Here is a 13,980-nt window from a genome sequence, read left to right as displayed (position 1 = left end):
TTATGGATTTTATAACAGCTTTAAAAGGTGGTACAGGATTAGGATCTAGCTTTGCAGATACTTTGATGAAAACAAGCAATTTCACTCCAAATTTAGCAAGCAGTAGTAGTGGTTTTTTAAATGGATTAAAAAATTCTTTTAGTAATTTTGAAGATTGGTTATTTAAAAGTTCTGATGCAAATAAAGTAACTAATTTTGATAGATTAGGAAATGTTTTAGGTGGTGCTGGTGCTTTATATGGTGCTTATAATCAGCAAAAGATGGCACAAAAGAATTATGAGCTACAAAAAGATGCTTATAACTTCAATAAGTATCTAGCTAATGAAGAATTAAATAGAAGAAAGAATATGGAAAATAAACTTCAAAACGTTTGGAGTAATTAAATAGATTTGGATTTAAGGAAGCCAAAGGGAAATTATAGCTCCCCTTTAAAAAGGGAAATCAAGTATTAATAAACCTTGACTATAATTATACAAAGTAGTATAATTATAACTATAATTTTGGTTAGCAATTTAATCACCTCCCAACTGGGCGGTAAATTAACGCTAAAGGGCGGCAACCCTTTGGCGTTGCACCCTTTTGAAATTATACACAAACTTCCTTAAATCCTTTATTTTAAAAGAAAAAATAAAGGAAACAAAATGGCATTTTACAACCCACAAAGAGTAGTATTTAACCCCGATACAGGCGTTATACAAAACGCGGGAAAAGTCGGTGGTGTCTTATATGACATCATGAGCAAAAGTTATGATGATAAAGTTAAAGCTAATAGGTTTCAGCAAGAGCAAGATTTAAGAAAGCAACAAATGGAATTTAATCAGGCTATGCAAAATAATCAGCTTTTGCAAAATGAATTTAATAATGCTTTAGCCTTGCAAAAATTTGACCTTGAAAGACAAAAACAAGCTCAAAATAATGCTTTAAATTGGGCTAAATATAAAGAAGATAAAGATTATAATCAAAAATATTTAGATTATTTAACTGGTAAAAATACTAATAAAACAAATAATAATTCAGGCTTTAGTATAGATACTAATGGCAATTTAACTGAACTACAAACAATGAAAGATGTTTTTAGCAAAGAAAGTAATGGCGGGGATTTGTATAATTTTGCAAAAACCGCTAAAACGCAAAATATAAATTTAAATGATATTTATGGATTTGGAGATACCATAAGTCAAAAATTAAGAAATACTCCTTTTAACAATAGTAAAAACTTAAAACAAGAATTCGCAGATAAGCTAAAAGCTGAAATAAATTTAGCACTAGTTAATATCACAAGTGGCAGGATGAGCAATGAAGATAGGCATAGATTAGAAGAATTGGTTAAAACAGATAGTTTTTATTTCTTTGATAAGTATGCTAAACATGATATTGAAAAAGCAGTAGAAATACTATATAGAGTAAAAAATGATGCCTTAAAAAAAGAATATATGGATATTTGGAAAACAGAAAGGTATTTAAAAGATAGAGATAATATAGAAAATTATTATAACAATATGTATAAAAAGCTAGAAAATGAAAAGGCTATGATAAAAGATTTTATAAATGGTGGAAATATTTTAGCTTCTCAAGGGCAAAGAGTGCCATTAAATAAGATTTTATCACAACAACCGCAACAACAATTAACTCAAGATTTTTTACAACAAAACAATATGATTACATTTAGATAATAAGGATAAAAGATGACAATACAAATACCACAAGGTGCAAAAACAATGCAACTTTTTGATATGAATATAGATATACCAGAAGGAAAAACTTATATAGATATTGATGATAATTTTTTGCAAAATAAATATAATCAATTTATGCAAAATAATCAGCAACAAAACAATTTTAATTCACAAGAAGAATTAGCTTTAGATGGTAAGCCTATGAGTATGTATCAAGCTCCAAGCTTACCGCAAGAAAAACAAGAAATTGGTACTTGGGATAAAATAAATCAAGGATTATCTGATTTTAATGAATTTATAAACCCTTTAAATGCTGTATACCTCAGGCTTTAGACTATCTCACGCCAAAAGTTACAAGCGGTGAAGAAGGGGCAAGGCAAAAAATAGAAGATGCAACAAATCAGATATCAGGCGGGTTGCTACCTAGAATTTTTACTAGCCCTAGCAATGAAGAGCAAAAGCAAATTTTTCAAATCGCATACGATGAAATAAAAAAATTAGGGTATGAGCCATTTTTAGAAATAAATAATGGAGACTATAAATATATAGGCGTTGATAAAAATGGAAAAGAAATTGATTTTACTCCTAGCTTTAGAAATACACTTGCTAGCACTAAAAACGAGTTAGCATTTTCTGTAGCTGGTGGATATGCTGGAAGCTTAGCAAAAACAGCAGGACAAACAATAGCTAAAAAAGCCTTAAATTATTTCGCACCATCTGCAATTGGTGCTGGTAACGGTGCTATGGCTGATCTTCATTCGCAAAGTAATAATACAGGAATTGAAGCAAGTTATATGGATTATGCTAAAAGGCTTGGAAGTGCAGCCGCAGAAGATGCCTTAGCAGGTGCTGTAGTTGGATCAGCTATAAAGGGAATAGGAAAAACATATAAAAGCGTTGGTGATTTAATAAGCAGTGCAAAAACAGGAGCGCAAGCTGGTAAAGATATGATAGACGGCATGGCGGTAAAAGGTGGTAATTTAAAAGAAAATATAGGGGATAAGCTTAGAAAAATAAGCCCTAGTATTTTAAATGATTTAGCTTCACAAGGTAGCGAAACTTCTAGACTTTATGCCAAAGAAATTGCAGACAGTAAAGGTAATGGCGTCTATGATGAGCTTTTAAAAAATGCAAATAAAATGCCTTTAGAAGTCAATCAAGGAAATGCTATTGTTGATACTATTGCTAATAAGGCTAATTACTTTAAAGAAATGTCAAAAAATAAAACTATAAACAATATTTTAGGAAAAACAGAAGAAGGTTTAAGAAAATTTAGCAAAAATATAGGTTCAAAAGAAGCAATACTAAATCAACAAAATCTCTTAAACATGTCTTTAATGGACGATGATTTAGCAAAAATGGCAAGAGATGTTTTAATCGCTAAGCCTGAAGTTGCTAATAAGGTTGGTAATACTTTAGCAAATAGCGATGAAGCTTTACTTAAAAACTTAAAGCTTGATAATGAATTTAGCGCTAAAAATCTTTATGATTTAAATAACGCTAGAAAATTAAGAGCTTATGAAGAGTATGGAAAAGGACTTGATAAACTAGATGAACTTAATCCAAATGGCATAAAAATAGATAAAAAAAACTTAAATGATTTAATACAGAACGCTGATTTTTTTGGGCAAAACATACCTAAAGCTTTAAAAGACTTTTTAAAAGAATTAAATAGTAATACTCCTATGAGTGCTACAAAACTTAATACACGCATTAAAGAGCTTAGTGAAGAGATAAAAACAAATAAAAGCTATGATTTTAATAGCTTTTTAGAAAACTTAAAACAAAACCTATTAGATAGTATGGTAAAAAATGCTATTAATCCACAAGAAGCAAAGGAGATTTTAACCAAGATTAGAAGTGATTATAAAGCTTTTAAAACTTATGAAAAAAGCAATATAGCAGATAAACTTTCAGGCAGTGAAAAAGATATTACTAAAAAATTAAAACAACTTATAGATGAAACCAATCCTAAGAAAAACTACGAAAGCATAAGTAAGGGACTTAATGATAAAGAGTTAATCATACTAGATGATGAAATTATAAAAAGATTTATAGATAAAAACAAGCTTGAGTTTAATGGCAAATATATAGTTAATTATCCTAAATTAATGAAAGATATTGAGAATTTTACTCCTAAAAGTAATAGTGCAAAAGAGAAAATACAGGTTTTAAAAAGTATTTATAATTTGCGTTCAAGCTTTGAGCATATCATTGATGGTATTTTTAATACTAAGGCAAAAGAAGCTGGAAAAGGTATATCAACTGACTTTAAAGCAAGAGCTATGACTATGCTTGTAAATAGTTTTACAGATCATGTGGCTTTTATCTTTTTAAGATTTGCAGAAATTGGCAAGAGAGCAGGACTTAGGATACAAATGCGAAGAGCTTTTGCAAATATCAATACTTTGCAAGATTTTAATAAAGCTAGTAAAAACTTTATAGAAAGCATTAAAGATAAAGCATTAAAAGAAGAAGCTGTAAAAGCTAAGAGTGAGTTTAATACCAAGATTAAGGATTTAGTGCAAGGGAATGGCTTTGTGATGTATCAAACTAAGCCTAAACAAAATAATTATAATGTAGAATTTAGCTTAAATGATAATGTGAAAAAGAATTTAAATATAAATGAATTAAAAGCTAACTTGCATAGACTACAAGAAAAACACCCTGAAATGTTTAAAACAAATGGAAGCGTTGCAAGAGTGATTAAAGAAATAGCAAATAATCCTAATAGATACTATGCAAACAATAAATTAGATATTTCTTTGGTTGCCAAGGATTTGAAAAATGGTAAATTAGGTAAAATGGGTATAGTCAATCAAGGTGAAAATATAGGCAAAGTTGGACATCTTAGTATATCTAGCAATAAAGAAAAAGAAATTGATAGGCTAAACGATAGAAATAAGAAACATTTAGGGGTGGGGTCGCCTACTCCCACACTCCGTGTCGCTGATGATTATCAGCACGGACAGAAGGCTGGTGCGAATGCACATTCCCTAAATAATCCTAATTCTACCCAAGCTAAGCCTAAAAAAAACTTAATGGATGATATAAAAGAGAATATTAAGAATAAAGAAGTAGAGAAAAAGAATAAAAAAAGCGTAAAACAAAGACTTGATGAAAAAATACAAAATGATAAAAAGGCTAGAAAGCAAAGAATTGAGAAAATAAAACAAGTTATAGCTAGAAAGCAAAAAATAGATAAGGTTAGAGATAAAAAAAATAACAGGGAAATAGCAGGAAAAATAGGCACTCATGCGCTAAAAAATCTTATTAAATTAAAAGAAAGGAGAGAAGATAAATAAAAATTAAGGGTTTATCCCTTAATTTTATTACAATTGCTTCAATCTTCAAACTATTCTTAATATTAATAGGAAAAGATAAAGAAAATGTAAATTAATTTTTAGGTTTGTTTTTTATAGAATCAATTATTTTAGGTAAAAGTGTCAATGCTCCTAATATAAAAGCAAAATAAGCACCTTCATTATGCCCATTAAGAATAAGATATAATCCAACACATATACTAGTAATAGTTATAAGTAGAAAAGATACCATTCCAAAACCATTCAAAAATGATAAGATTTTATATCTTTTTTTCTAGTTTCTATATTTTTATTCTCTAAATCTAGTATTTTATTATCGTTATCTTTTTTATACTCTAAAGATTTCTCTAGCATTGTCACAATTCTATCTGCTAAATCTTTAGGCAATTTTCCTATAGCATTAAGTTCATTTTCCATAAGAAAATTAAGCTGAGTATTGAAAGTTTGAGATGGATTTTCTTTATTTTGATTTTCTTGTTTAATAGTATTAGGTGTTTTTTGTTTTTGTGATTTTTTCAATTTGTTTCTCTCTAAATTCAATATTCTCTTTATATAATTTTGCTTGTTTTTCTCTTATAATAGCATTTAAATCCCATAAATTAAAGCATTCGTTTTTTATAGGTCTACCTACAAAACCATCTACAAAAGCTTGTGTTTTTGTCATTTTGGTTTTCCTTATTTTTGTTTTGTGATTTTTTCGAATTTGGCGTTATACTCTTCATTGCTATGTTTTCTTAATTCTTCGGATTTTTTATAAAAATCAGTTATCATTGTTTTTCTATCTTTTAAAGATGTAGCTTTAAGGATATCTGCATTAAACATATTTGTAAAGCCAAATAAAAAAGCATTTATGTTTGACATTTTTACTCCTTAAAATTCTTAGCTTATACTGATTTTAATTAAATTATACCTTTTTTATAGTTAATTTATACTTATTTATATATTATAATCTTACTTTTTTTAAAATAAATAATTTGCTTTAAAATACACTATTTTTATTTTATAAAAGGTTTTATAGATTTTGAAATTTCATCTAAAACTTTTGCTTTTTCATAATTAATGAGCCAACTATCAACCCATTTGGGTGTTTCGCCTTTTGCATTCCAATTGATAACACCATTATAAACAGCTCCGACCATATTTGCAAATTCTTTTTTTGTAAGCTCTAATTCATTTAATTTTTTTTCAAATGTTTCTATATCCATTTAATATCCTTATGGTTTTTCAATTTTAAAAACTATCTCTTTTATTTGCTCGTATGATTTTACTTTTAAATGATTTTCTAAAAAAGGTTTAGTCCAATCAGGCACACTATCTATTCTTTTCCAATTCATTATAGTTTGATACGGTGTATTTGATATTTGCGAGAATTCTTTTTTGCCAAGATTTGCTTTTGCTAATAATTTTTCAAATTCATTATTATCCATTTTTCTCCTTTTTATATTGTTTCAATAGTTTTATTATATCAAAAATTAGTTAAAACCTATATTAAGCCTTGACAAAAATATTTTTTAAATATATAATTACAGCGTTTAGTTAGTTAAACAATATTTTTTACAAAGGAGTTTTTATGACAGATTTAGTTGTTATAAACGGGCAGAATGTGAGTTTTGAAGCGGTGGGCGACCAAACCTACACCACTTCATTAAGTATTTCTAGTGTGTTCAAGAAAGAACACAAGAATATTTTAGCAAAAATTGATGAATTGCCACAAGATGAATTTCGTGAGCTTAATTTTAAGCTTACGGAGAGAACCGCTCAATTTGGGGCAGTTATTAGAAGTGAGCCGTATTACAAAATCACCCGTGATGGTTTTTCTCTTTTAGTGATGGGTTTTACAGGTGAAAAGGCTTATAAATGGAAAATCGAGTTTATCAAAGCTTTTAATGAAATGGAAAAAAGACTAAGAAATATTGAATATGAGAAGCACGATAAGTTAGCTTTTAGACAAAGTTTAGGTTACAAATCTCAATTAGCACAGCAAAAGCAAAAATATGAGAATGAGATTAAAGCTTTAAAGTATGATTTAGAACAAAGTAAAAACAATTTTAAAGATAAATTAAATTGTATATTGGCTAAAAATGGTTTATATGCCTTTGATTTTAAAACTTTTAAAAATTATGCCTTAAAGCTAGAAAAAATGTTAAAAGATTTAAAAGATGATGAAAACAAAGAGAATAAACTACTTTTAAGAATGCAAAATGATTTCTTAGAATGTTTAGAACTTTATAAAAGTATAAATATTTGAAGTCTTCACCCTGCTTTTTTTGAAGACTTTTTAGTGTTTTAAGGACAAACTAAGCAGGGTTTCTTTAAAATATCATTAACTATATTAAAAGATTAGTTCTTATCTAGCTCTTTATCGCTACGATAAGGACTACTAAAAGCATTAAGATTATAATAACTTCATTCATCTTAACCTCCTTTCAAACTTTTTACAAAGTCTTCAAAGAGATATCCTTAAAACTATAAAATTATACATAAAAAATACTTAAAAATTTAATTTCATTTCAAAACACACTATATTTGAAATAGTCATTTTTGGAAAAATCCTTAAAACTAAACTAAGGAGAATTTAAAAATGGCTTTACCTTCAATGGGGCATACAGCACCCGCAACAGAAAATGTTAAGTTAAAACAATCAATATATGAAACGATTATTAAAATTGGAGCTACTGAAACACCAATTTTAAATAAAATAGGTACTTCAAAGGTTACAAATCCTTTAACTCATAGTTGGATTACTGATACTTTTGAAGAACCAAAAAAGAATGCAAATTTAGAGTTAAGTAAATTTGTAGGTGAAACAAAAAACACAGCCCAAAAAACTACAAATGCTACTCAAATATTCATTACCGAAGCCATGGTATCAAAAGCTTTGTTAAAAGCAAATCAATATGGTGGCAATGAAATGGAGTATCAAATAGGCAAAAAAACCAAAGAACATAAAATGGATATGGAATATGCTTTATTTGGTCTAGGCAGAGATAGTGATGTAAAAAAATCAGTTTTCAAAGATTATGTTCAAGCACAAGAAGCAACAAGTGGAGAAATGGCTGGACTTTTTCATTATATCGCTAAAGGAAAAGATAGCTTTGCTGATGGAAAGCGTGGAAATGTATTAGCTTTTGATGAAACAGGAGATTGGAGCGGAACTGCAACAGAACTAACAGAAGATAAACTTAATCAAATTTTGCAAACCATTTGGAATAGCGGAGTTACGCCTAAAGATGTCTTTTTAGGAGCTGACTTAAAAGGAGCTATTAACAAATTTGCTACAAGAATTTTAGGCAATGAAACAAAACTAGCAGGACAAGTAGTAAGCCTTGAAACAGATTTTGGAACGGTAAATTTCCATATGCATAGATTATTAAGCCCTAAATATGGTTTGGGTGATGTTTTAATTGCTGGGGATTTTGAGTATATGAAACATGGGCTTTATATTCCTACTATGATTGAAGATGTTCCAACTGATATTACTGTAAAAGCAAAAAGATTTTATACGCAAAGCACTTTAGAAGTAAGAAATGCTGATGCTTTTGCTATAGGCGTGGGATTAACTAGTGGAAATAATGCAAAGGCTAAAGCGGTTTTAAAAGCAGCAAAAGGTGCATAATGCTTTGTATTATGGCTAAAAAACTCATTATCGCTAAAGTTAAAAATTCTTACAAAATGATAGAAGATGATGAAGTTTTGAAAGCTTATTTTATGGAAGCATTTTATTATATTTTATCAAAATGTGTTCCTAGCGTTCTTTTAAAAAATGTAGAGCAAGGCGAAAAAGTTTTTAGGCAAGTTAGAAATAATCATTTTTTGATTATTCCTGATGAGCCTGATTTTGACAATGAAAAAGAACATTTAATGATAGATGAAACACTTAGTTTTGCTGTGATTAATTATGTTTGTTATTTGATTACAAGATGCGAAGAAAAAGACTTTCTGGCATTATGTGACAAGATAATTTATGAGTATATAGCTAATGATGGCAAGGAGCTTGATGATGAAAGAACATGGTTGTAATTGTAATTTCGCAAAAAAATTTAATAGAGCTTTGAGTTATAAAGACTATGTGCAAAGTATAAATAGTGCTGATTTTATAGCTTATTTAGATGATAAAAAATGGCTTTTAGCCATGGATGATCTGCTTTTCTTTTGTGAAAAGAGAATTAAAGATAGTGATTATTATGAAGGTTAAAAATGGGAACAAGCTTAAATGAATTAAAAACAGGTAGAGAAAAACTTGAAATCATAAATCAAGTTTTAGCTAGAATAAACAGCATTTCAGAAGCAATAGACAATACAAGACTTGATGAAGTTGTAGGCTTAAAACAAGCTTGCGAATCTTTAAAAAATGAATGTTTAAAATTTAAAAATGATATTGTAGATAAAAATGATGATATTTTAAGCAAATATGATGATATTAATAAAAAATATTCAAATATAAGTGAAAAATACAACAATGTAAATGCAAAATTTGATTATATTAAAGAAGCGTATGAAGATTTTTCTTTAAATAAACAAGAAATACAAAACATTAAAGATTTTTTAGAAAATAATACAGAAGAGTTTGAGAATTTAAAAAAAGATATACAGAAATATGAAGAAATAAAATTTAATTTAGATAATTATATTAATGAAATTAAACAAAATAAAGATTTTGTAAAAGAATATTTTGATTTGAACACAAAAATTAAAGATGAAATTTTAAGTGAACTTAATCATGCTTTAGAAATTGTAGATAGCTTACATTTAAATGTTGATGAATTAAAAGAAATAAAACCTGAATTAATAAGTATTAAAAAAGAAGTAAAAGATTTAGTAAATGAAGCAAAATTAGTAGTAAGTGAAGCAAGCGAAATTATAAAAAATAAAATTAACACTATATTCTTTGAAAACCAAAGATTAAATCAAGAAATGATAGATAGTGTTAAAAAGCTAGAAGAAATTAAATTTGATATTGGAGTTAAATATAAAGAAATAGCTAGTGCATATGAACTACTTTTAGAAAGCAAGCAAAATATAGAAGATTTAAGAGAAGTTATAGCTTTATATAAAGAATTTGAAAATGATATAACATCTTATTCCCAAATTATAAAAGATTTTAAAAGTAAAATAGAAAATTTAGAACGAGATTTAAAATCACAGTCTGAAAGTATCTACTCTTCTTTAAATGATAAACAAAATGAAATATTAAAAAATTTAAATGAAGTAAAAAATGAAGCTTTAGTTAAATTTGATGAACTTACAGCAAAATGTGAAGGGTATAAAATACATTTTGAGCAAAGTTATGATAGGTTTAATCAAAGAGCTTTGATAGCTAATGAAGATTTAGGTAGGTTAGCTGAAGTTGCTAAAAAAGAACTAGGTAATGATAAGTTAATTTATGAAACAGAATTAAAAGTTTTAGCTGAAGAAACAATAAAACAAATGGAAGAAATGCTCAAAGGTTTAAGTGATGAAAGAAATGAAGTCACAGAGGTTTTTGAAACTCAAAAGAAAGAATTTACTACTCTTGTAGATACTTCTAAAGTTATGATTGACAACTTAAATCATATTTTTAATGCGAATTATCAAGCAAAGAAAAATGAGTTTAGTATTATTTTTAATGAAAAATTGCATAGTTTAAACGAGAATAAGCAAGATTTTTTAAATGAGCTTGTGAGCGCAAAAGAAAACGGACTCAATAAAATAAATGAAACAAAAGATCAAAGCCTTAATGAAATAATCCAAACAAAAGAACAAGGACTTAATGAGCTTGAAACTAAAAAAGGTGAGTGCATAGATGAGATTGACAATCAAGCAAGAATCTATGATATAAGTGGTGTTAAGGCTAATGTTGAATATCTTCTTTCTTTGCTTAATGAGAAAGATGATGGTAAAGATGATGGAATTAAAGATGAAATTGCAAATATAGAGCAAGGTATAAAAGATAAAGAACAAGAGCTTGAAGAGATAAAAAAGCAAATTGAAGAAGCTTTAAACAATAATGATGAATTAAAGCAAAAAAATGAGGAATTAAAGGAAATTAAAAATCAAATCGATGAGGCTTTAAGTCAAGAACCACCTGCTGATACAAGCGAACTTGAAGAGAGAAAAGAAGAACTTGAAAATCAAATTGCTGAGCTTGAAAAAGAGATTGCTGGTGAATTAATTAACAAAAAAGAGGAAATTGAAAAAGAACTTGAAGAAGCTAATCAAAACTTAGAGGACAAAAACAATGAGTTAGAGCAAAATGAAAAAGATAAAAAGCTAATTACACAAAAAGTATTAGATATAACTATTAAAACTTTAGAAGCACTTATAGATACAAAAGTAAGTTTAAATGGTGATGAAGAGATAATATGGAAATAAAACTTTTGCTAATCCTATTTTAGTAAAAGTAAATCCAACTAATAATAACCATTTAACAAATAAAATCTATGTAGATACCGCTTTAAATACAAAAGCAAATTTAAATGGAGATAATATATTTAATGGCACAAATACTTTTAATCAGGCATTAACTTCTCGGGCCAATCCAACAAATGATAATCACTTAACTAGAAAATGGTATGTAGATTATGGTGGTGGAATTAAAAATCTTGGCACAACTGGCAGTATAAATCTAGATTTAAGACAAGCTCAACATTTTATTTTAACAGCAAATGCAAGAACAAGCATAGGAATAGCTAATTTTGGAGGAGTAGGAAAAAGCGGAACAATAACCATAAATAATTGTCAAAATGTAGTAGCTTTTAATGCCCCTTTTAATTTTAGAATAGCTCAAAGTGGATTTAGTGGCACTGAAACTTTTGCTTATTTTTGCATAGCTTCGAATAATGTAAGATTAGTAAGGACTTAAAATGAATTGTCTCCTTCTTTCTAATAATGGTATAGCACTAAATTTACCTCCATCTTTAGGAGGCTCGGTTGCAAATTATAATTATATGTTAAAGCTAGACATGATTTATAAACAAGCAGTGGTATTGCCATCAAATATTAATAATAAAGAAGTGGTTATGTTAGGCGAAGTTTGGACGACTGGAAATATGTCTAATAAAACTTCCGCAAATACTTTGCATATCACATGGAACAATTTAACTCTAGTGTAGAATTGCATGCTTTAAGTAAATATTACACTGCCAATGCAAAAATCAAAGTAGAGAAAAAATTCAATTTTGGAAATATAAACAACTTACAAATAATGCTAAGTTCTTGGCAAAGCGGTAGTGCAAATGCAAGTGCTGGTTGGAACTTAAATGATGGGGATAGATTAAACCCAAGAGCAAATTTAACATTATACTGGAATTAAGAAAGGGTAAATATGTTTTATGATTTAAAAAATAAAAGTTTAAAATATGATGATATTTTTTTAAAAGATGTAAAAATACAAAACGAAGAAGGTGAAATTGATGCACAAGATACTTATTTTTTAAGTGCTTGCGATGATAAGCTTTTAAAAGAGCTTGGTTTTGCTAAAGTTAAAGAAGAAATCCCAAGTTTTAATGAAAAAATTGAAGAACTTCGCCAAATTCAAACTTATGATGAAGAAAATAATCTTTATATTATTTCTTACGAGATTAAAGAAAAAACATTAGAAGAGTTAAAAGAATTAAAATTAGAAGAGTTAAAAGCTATAAAAGAAGAAAAGCTTTTATTTATGCCTTTTAAAAATACTACATTTCAAATTGACACGGAAGCAAAAATTAATATCAGCGGAAAAGTTAGCGAGATAATGTTGGCAAATCTCAATAATACTCCTTTGGAAAATATTGCTTGGATTGATAAAGATAATAAAATCATTACATTTAACAAAGAAGAATTTTTAGAATTTGGGGTTGGTATCGCTAAATATACTGAAAGTATTATTTTTAAAAATGATGAACTAAGAAATAAAGTGAAAAATGCTACATCTTTAGAAGAATTAAATTTAATTGCATGGGAGAGTGAAAAATGAGTACTGAAAATATAATAAAAGAAGGTGCTATACTTGGTTCTTTAAGTGGATCTGCATTATTAGGATTGATGGTTTTTGTCTTAGCTGGGATTGCATGGCATTTATATAAAACTTTACATAAAGAAGCTGGGGAAAGAACAAAAGAACTTATAAGTGAAACCAAAAATACTAATGTTCTTATTAGAGAACAAATTGCAGTATCCAGAGCAAGTAGCGATAGTTTGGTTAAATTTATAGAAACACATTGCTCAAAAACCAATGACAAGCTAGAAGCTATAGAAACAGATCTTATGAGAATGGATGAAAGGCTTGTTAAGCTTACTCAAATAAGAAATGATGAATTAAGAAGTATTTTTAAAAAAAAGGAAAACAATGACTAAAACAGAATTAAAAAGGGTTTGTGTAAAACCTTATGATAAAGATAGATTTGAAGTGATACAAGATTATGAGTTTATTTTACCAAATTACAAAGGCATTGTACCACAAGGTTTTAAAACTGATGGTGCAAGTATCCCACGCCTTTTTTGGTCTTTGTTTCCACCTTTTAAAAGTGAGTATTTTAGTGCTTGTGTAGTGCATGATTTTTTATGTGAAAAAGCAAAATCAAGAAAAGATTACAAACTTGCTGATCTTGTTTTAAAAGAAGCAATGCAAGCTTTAGAAATAAATAAATTTAAGATTTTTGTTTTTTATTGCTCTTGTAATTTATTTCATCAGATCAAATGTTTAATAAAGGGGATAAGATGAGCGTGGATTTAAGAGAAATTGCCATAAAAACAGAAGAAATCAATAAAGATTTTAGTGAAGCTTTAGAAATTTTAAAAGAACTTTTTAAAAATGGAGTAAAACCAAGCGATGAAAGTATTAAAAATGCTATAAATGAAGTTTTAACAAGTTTTAACTTTATAAAACAAAGTGAATTAAAAGAAAAACTAGAAGCTTTACTAGAAGAGCTTGACATCAATGCAAATATCAATGAAGAGAGTTTAAAAGAAGTTGTATTAAAAGTTGTTTTAGAAAATCAAGAAAGTTTAAAAGGTGATAA

Annotated in this window: 17 protein-coding genes and 2 pseudogenes; 14 read left to right on the top strand and 5 right to left on the bottom strand. The window is 27.8% G+C overall.

What is annotated here, in order from left to right:
• Positions 1-2 precede the first annotated feature (2 nt).
• From AJN69_RS00775 to AJN69_RS10565, 3 genes and pseudogenes are all read left to right on the top strand, one after another.
• Positions 3-383: a hypothetical protein gene (locus tag AJN69_RS00775; RefSeq protein WP_002881881.1), complete on the top strand. Its 381-nt coding sequence runs from the start codon at positions 3-5 to the stop codon at positions 381-383.
• A gap of 258 nt (positions 384-641) precedes the next feature.
• Complete coding sequence (locus AJN69_RS10245; protein ID WP_004306063.1) at positions 642-1,673, top strand: hypothetical protein; 1,032 nt, start codon at positions 642-644, stop codon at positions 1,671-1,673.
• Between the two features lie 12 nt (positions 1,674-1,685).
• Positions 1,686-2,663: pseudogene (locus tag AJN69_RS10565) on the top strand (hypothetical protein); the annotation flags it as partial.
• Between the two features lie 2,579 nt (positions 2,664-5,242).
• Here the strand turns inward: AJN69_RS10565 and AJN69_RS09935 are convergent.
• From AJN69_RS09935 to AJN69_RS00745, 5 genes are all read right to left on the bottom strand, one after another.
• Positions 5,243-5,518, bottom strand: a complete 276-nt coding sequence (locus tag AJN69_RS09935) for a hypothetical protein (protein ID WP_186820491.1) — start codon at positions 5,516-5,518, stop codon at positions 5,243-5,245.
• Entirely contained in the window at positions 5,487-5,663 is a 177-nt protein-coding gene (locus tag AJN69_RS09930) for a hypothetical protein (RefSeq protein ID WP_162842413.1), read from the bottom strand. The genes AJN69_RS09935 and AJN69_RS09930 overlap by 32 nt, the downstream gene beginning before the upstream one ends.
• Positions 5,664-5,674: 11 nt before the next feature.
• Positions 5,675-5,860: a hypothetical protein gene (locus AJN69_RS00755; RefSeq protein ID WP_002861670.1), complete on the bottom strand. Its 186-nt coding sequence runs from the start codon at positions 5,858-5,860 to the stop codon at positions 5,675-5,677.
• Between the two features lie 134 nt (positions 5,861-5,994).
• Complete coding sequence (locus AJN69_RS00750; protein WP_002861671.1) at positions 5,995-6,204, bottom strand: hypothetical protein; 210 nt, start codon at positions 6,202-6,204, stop codon at positions 5,995-5,997.
• A gap of 9 nt (positions 6,205-6,213) precedes the next feature.
• Entirely contained in the window at positions 6,214-6,426 is a 213-nt protein-coding gene (locus AJN69_RS00745; RefSeq protein ID WP_004306054.1) for a hypothetical protein, read from the bottom strand.
• Between the two features lie 143 nt (positions 6,427-6,569).
• On the opposite strand from AJN69_RS00745, the gene AJN69_RS00740 reads away from it, so the two are divergent.
• The 11 genes and pseudogenes from AJN69_RS00740 to AJN69_RS00695 form a co-directional block, all read left to right on the top strand.
• Positions 6,570-7,247, top strand: a complete 678-nt coding sequence (locus AJN69_RS00740; protein WP_004306052.1) for a Rha family transcriptional regulator — start codon at positions 6,570-6,572, stop codon at positions 7,245-7,247.
• Between the two features lie 333 nt (positions 7,248-7,580).
• A complete protein-coding gene (locus AJN69_RS00735; protein ID WP_070273992.1) occupies positions 7,581-8,615 on the top strand; it encodes a DUF5309 family protein in 1,035 nt (344 codons plus the stop codon).
• Positions 8,615-9,019 carry a hypothetical protein gene (locus AJN69_RS00730; protein WP_038816909.1) on the top strand — a complete coding sequence of 135 codons (405 nt, stop codon included), beginning with the start codon at positions 8,615-8,617 and terminating at the stop codon, positions 9,017-9,019. The genes AJN69_RS00735 and AJN69_RS00730 overlap by 1 nt, the downstream gene beginning before the upstream one ends.
• Positions 9,000-9,194 (top strand): hypothetical protein, encoded by a 195-nt coding sequence (locus tag AJN69_RS00725; protein WP_052773616.1) that lies wholly within the window; start codon positions 9,000-9,002, stop codon positions 9,192-9,194. Before AJN69_RS00730 ends, AJN69_RS00725 begins: the two co-directional genes overlap by 20 nt.
• Positions 9,195-9,196: 2 nt before the next feature.
• Positions 9,197-11,350: a hypothetical protein gene (locus AJN69_RS10235; protein ID WP_250578765.1), complete on the top strand. Its 2,154-nt coding sequence runs from the start codon at positions 9,197-9,199 to the stop codon at positions 11,348-11,350.
• 491 nt (positions 11,351-11,841) lie between these two features.
• Positions 11,842-12,090 (top strand): hypothetical protein, encoded by a 249-nt coding sequence (locus tag AJN69_RS10560; protein WP_250578766.1) that lies wholly within the window; start codon positions 11,842-11,844, stop codon positions 12,088-12,090.
• Positions 12,066-12,290 (top strand): hypothetical protein, encoded by a 225-nt coding sequence (locus AJN69_RS10555; RefSeq protein ID WP_250578767.1) that lies wholly within the window; start codon positions 12,066-12,068, stop codon positions 12,288-12,290. The genes AJN69_RS10560 and AJN69_RS10555 overlap by 25 nt, the downstream gene beginning before the upstream one ends.
• Before the next feature lie 12 nt (positions 12,291-12,302).
• Positions 12,303-12,935 carry a DUF4376 domain-containing protein gene (locus tag AJN69_RS00710; protein WP_070287712.1) on the top strand — a complete coding sequence of 211 codons (633 nt, stop codon included), beginning with the start codon at positions 12,303-12,305 and terminating at the stop codon, positions 12,933-12,935.
• Positions 12,932-13,315 carry a hypothetical protein gene (locus AJN69_RS00705; RefSeq protein ID WP_002869963.1) on the top strand — a complete coding sequence of 128 codons (384 nt, stop codon included), beginning with the start codon at positions 12,932-12,934 and terminating at the stop codon, positions 13,313-13,315. The genes AJN69_RS00710 and AJN69_RS00705 overlap by 4 nt, the downstream gene beginning before the upstream one ends.
• Positions 13,308-13,682, top strand: coding sequence for a DUF1353 domain-containing protein (locus tag AJN69_RS00700; RefSeq protein ID WP_011049932.1), 375 nt, complete (start codon positions 13,308-13,310; stop codon positions 13,680-13,682). The genes AJN69_RS00705 and AJN69_RS00700 overlap by 8 nt, the downstream gene beginning before the upstream one ends.
• A pseudogene (locus AJN69_RS00695) lies at positions 13,679-13,980 on the top strand (hypothetical protein); the annotation flags it as partial. The gene AJN69_RS00700 and the pseudogene AJN69_RS00695, both read left to right, overlap by 4 nt.

It is taken from the genome of Campylobacter sp. BCW_4338 (assembly GCF_001763255.1).
GTDB lineage: Bacteria > Campylobacterota > Campylobacteria > Campylobacterales > Campylobacteraceae > Campylobacter_D > Campylobacter_D jejuni.
Note: the sequence above shows the minus strand (reverse complement) of the source record. Positions and strands in the feature narration are given on the sequence as shown.

What these genes read in the sequence shown, in the direction of transcription:
- AJN69_RS09930 (WP_162842413.1), bottom strand. Translation starts at nt 5,663, where the DNA reads ATGACAAAAACACAAGCTTTTGTAGATGGTTTTGTAGGTAGACCTATA.
- AJN69_RS00705 (WP_002869963.1), top strand. Translation starts at nt 12,932, where the DNA reads ATGAGTACTGAAAATATAATAAAAGAAGGTGCTATACTTGGTTCTTTA.
- AJN69_RS00755 (WP_002861670.1), bottom strand. Translation starts at nt 5,860, where the DNA reads ATGTCAAACATAAATGCTTTTTTATTTGGCTTTACAAATATGTTTAAT.
- AJN69_RS00775 (WP_002881881.1), top strand. Translation starts at nt 3, where the DNA reads ATGGATTTTATAACAGCTTTAAAAGGTGGTACAGGATTAGGATCTAGC.
- AJN69_RS10245 (WP_004306063.1), top strand. Translation starts at nt 642, where the DNA reads ATGGCATTTTACAACCCACAAAGAGTAGTATTTAACCCCGATACAGGC.
- AJN69_RS00735 (WP_070273992.1), top strand. Translation starts at nt 7,581, where the DNA reads ATGGCTTTACCTTCAATGGGGCATACAGCACCCGCAACAGAAAATGTT.
- AJN69_RS10555 (WP_250578767.1), top strand. Translation starts at nt 12,066, where the DNA reads ATGGAACAATTTAACTCTAGTGTAGAATTGCATGCTTTAAGTAAATAT.
- AJN69_RS00745 (WP_004306054.1), bottom strand. Translation starts at nt 6,426, where the DNA reads ATGGATAATAATGAATTTGAAAAATTATTAGCAAAAGCAAATCTTGGC.
- AJN69_RS00700 (WP_011049932.1), top strand. Translation starts at nt 13,308, where the DNA reads ATGACTAAAACAGAATTAAAAAGGGTTTGTGTAAAACCTTATGATAAA.
- AJN69_RS00725 (WP_052773616.1), top strand. Translation starts at nt 9,000, where the DNA reads ATGAAAGAACATGGTTGTAATTGTAATTTCGCAAAAAAATTTAATAGA.
- AJN69_RS10560 (WP_250578766.1), top strand. Translation starts at nt 11,842, where the DNA reads ATGAATTGTCTCCTTCTTTCTAATAATGGTATAGCACTAAATTTACCT.
- AJN69_RS00710 (WP_070287712.1), top strand. Translation starts at nt 12,303, where the DNA reads ATGTTTTATGATTTAAAAAATAAAAGTTTAAAATATGATGATATTTTT.
- AJN69_RS10235 (WP_250578765.1), top strand. Translation starts at nt 9,197, where the DNA reads ATGGGAACAAGCTTAAATGAATTAAAAACAGGTAGAGAAAAACTTGAA.
- AJN69_RS00740 (WP_004306052.1), top strand. Translation starts at nt 6,570, where the DNA reads ATGACAGATTTAGTTGTTATAAACGGGCAGAATGTGAGTTTTGAAGCG.
- AJN69_RS00730 (WP_038816909.1), top strand. Translation starts at nt 8,615, where the DNA reads ATGCTTTGTATTATGGCTAAAAAACTCATTATCGCTAAAGTTAAAAAT.
- AJN69_RS00750 (WP_002861671.1), bottom strand. Translation starts at nt 6,204, where the DNA reads ATGGATATAGAAACATTTGAAAAAAAATTAAATGAATTAGAGCTTACA.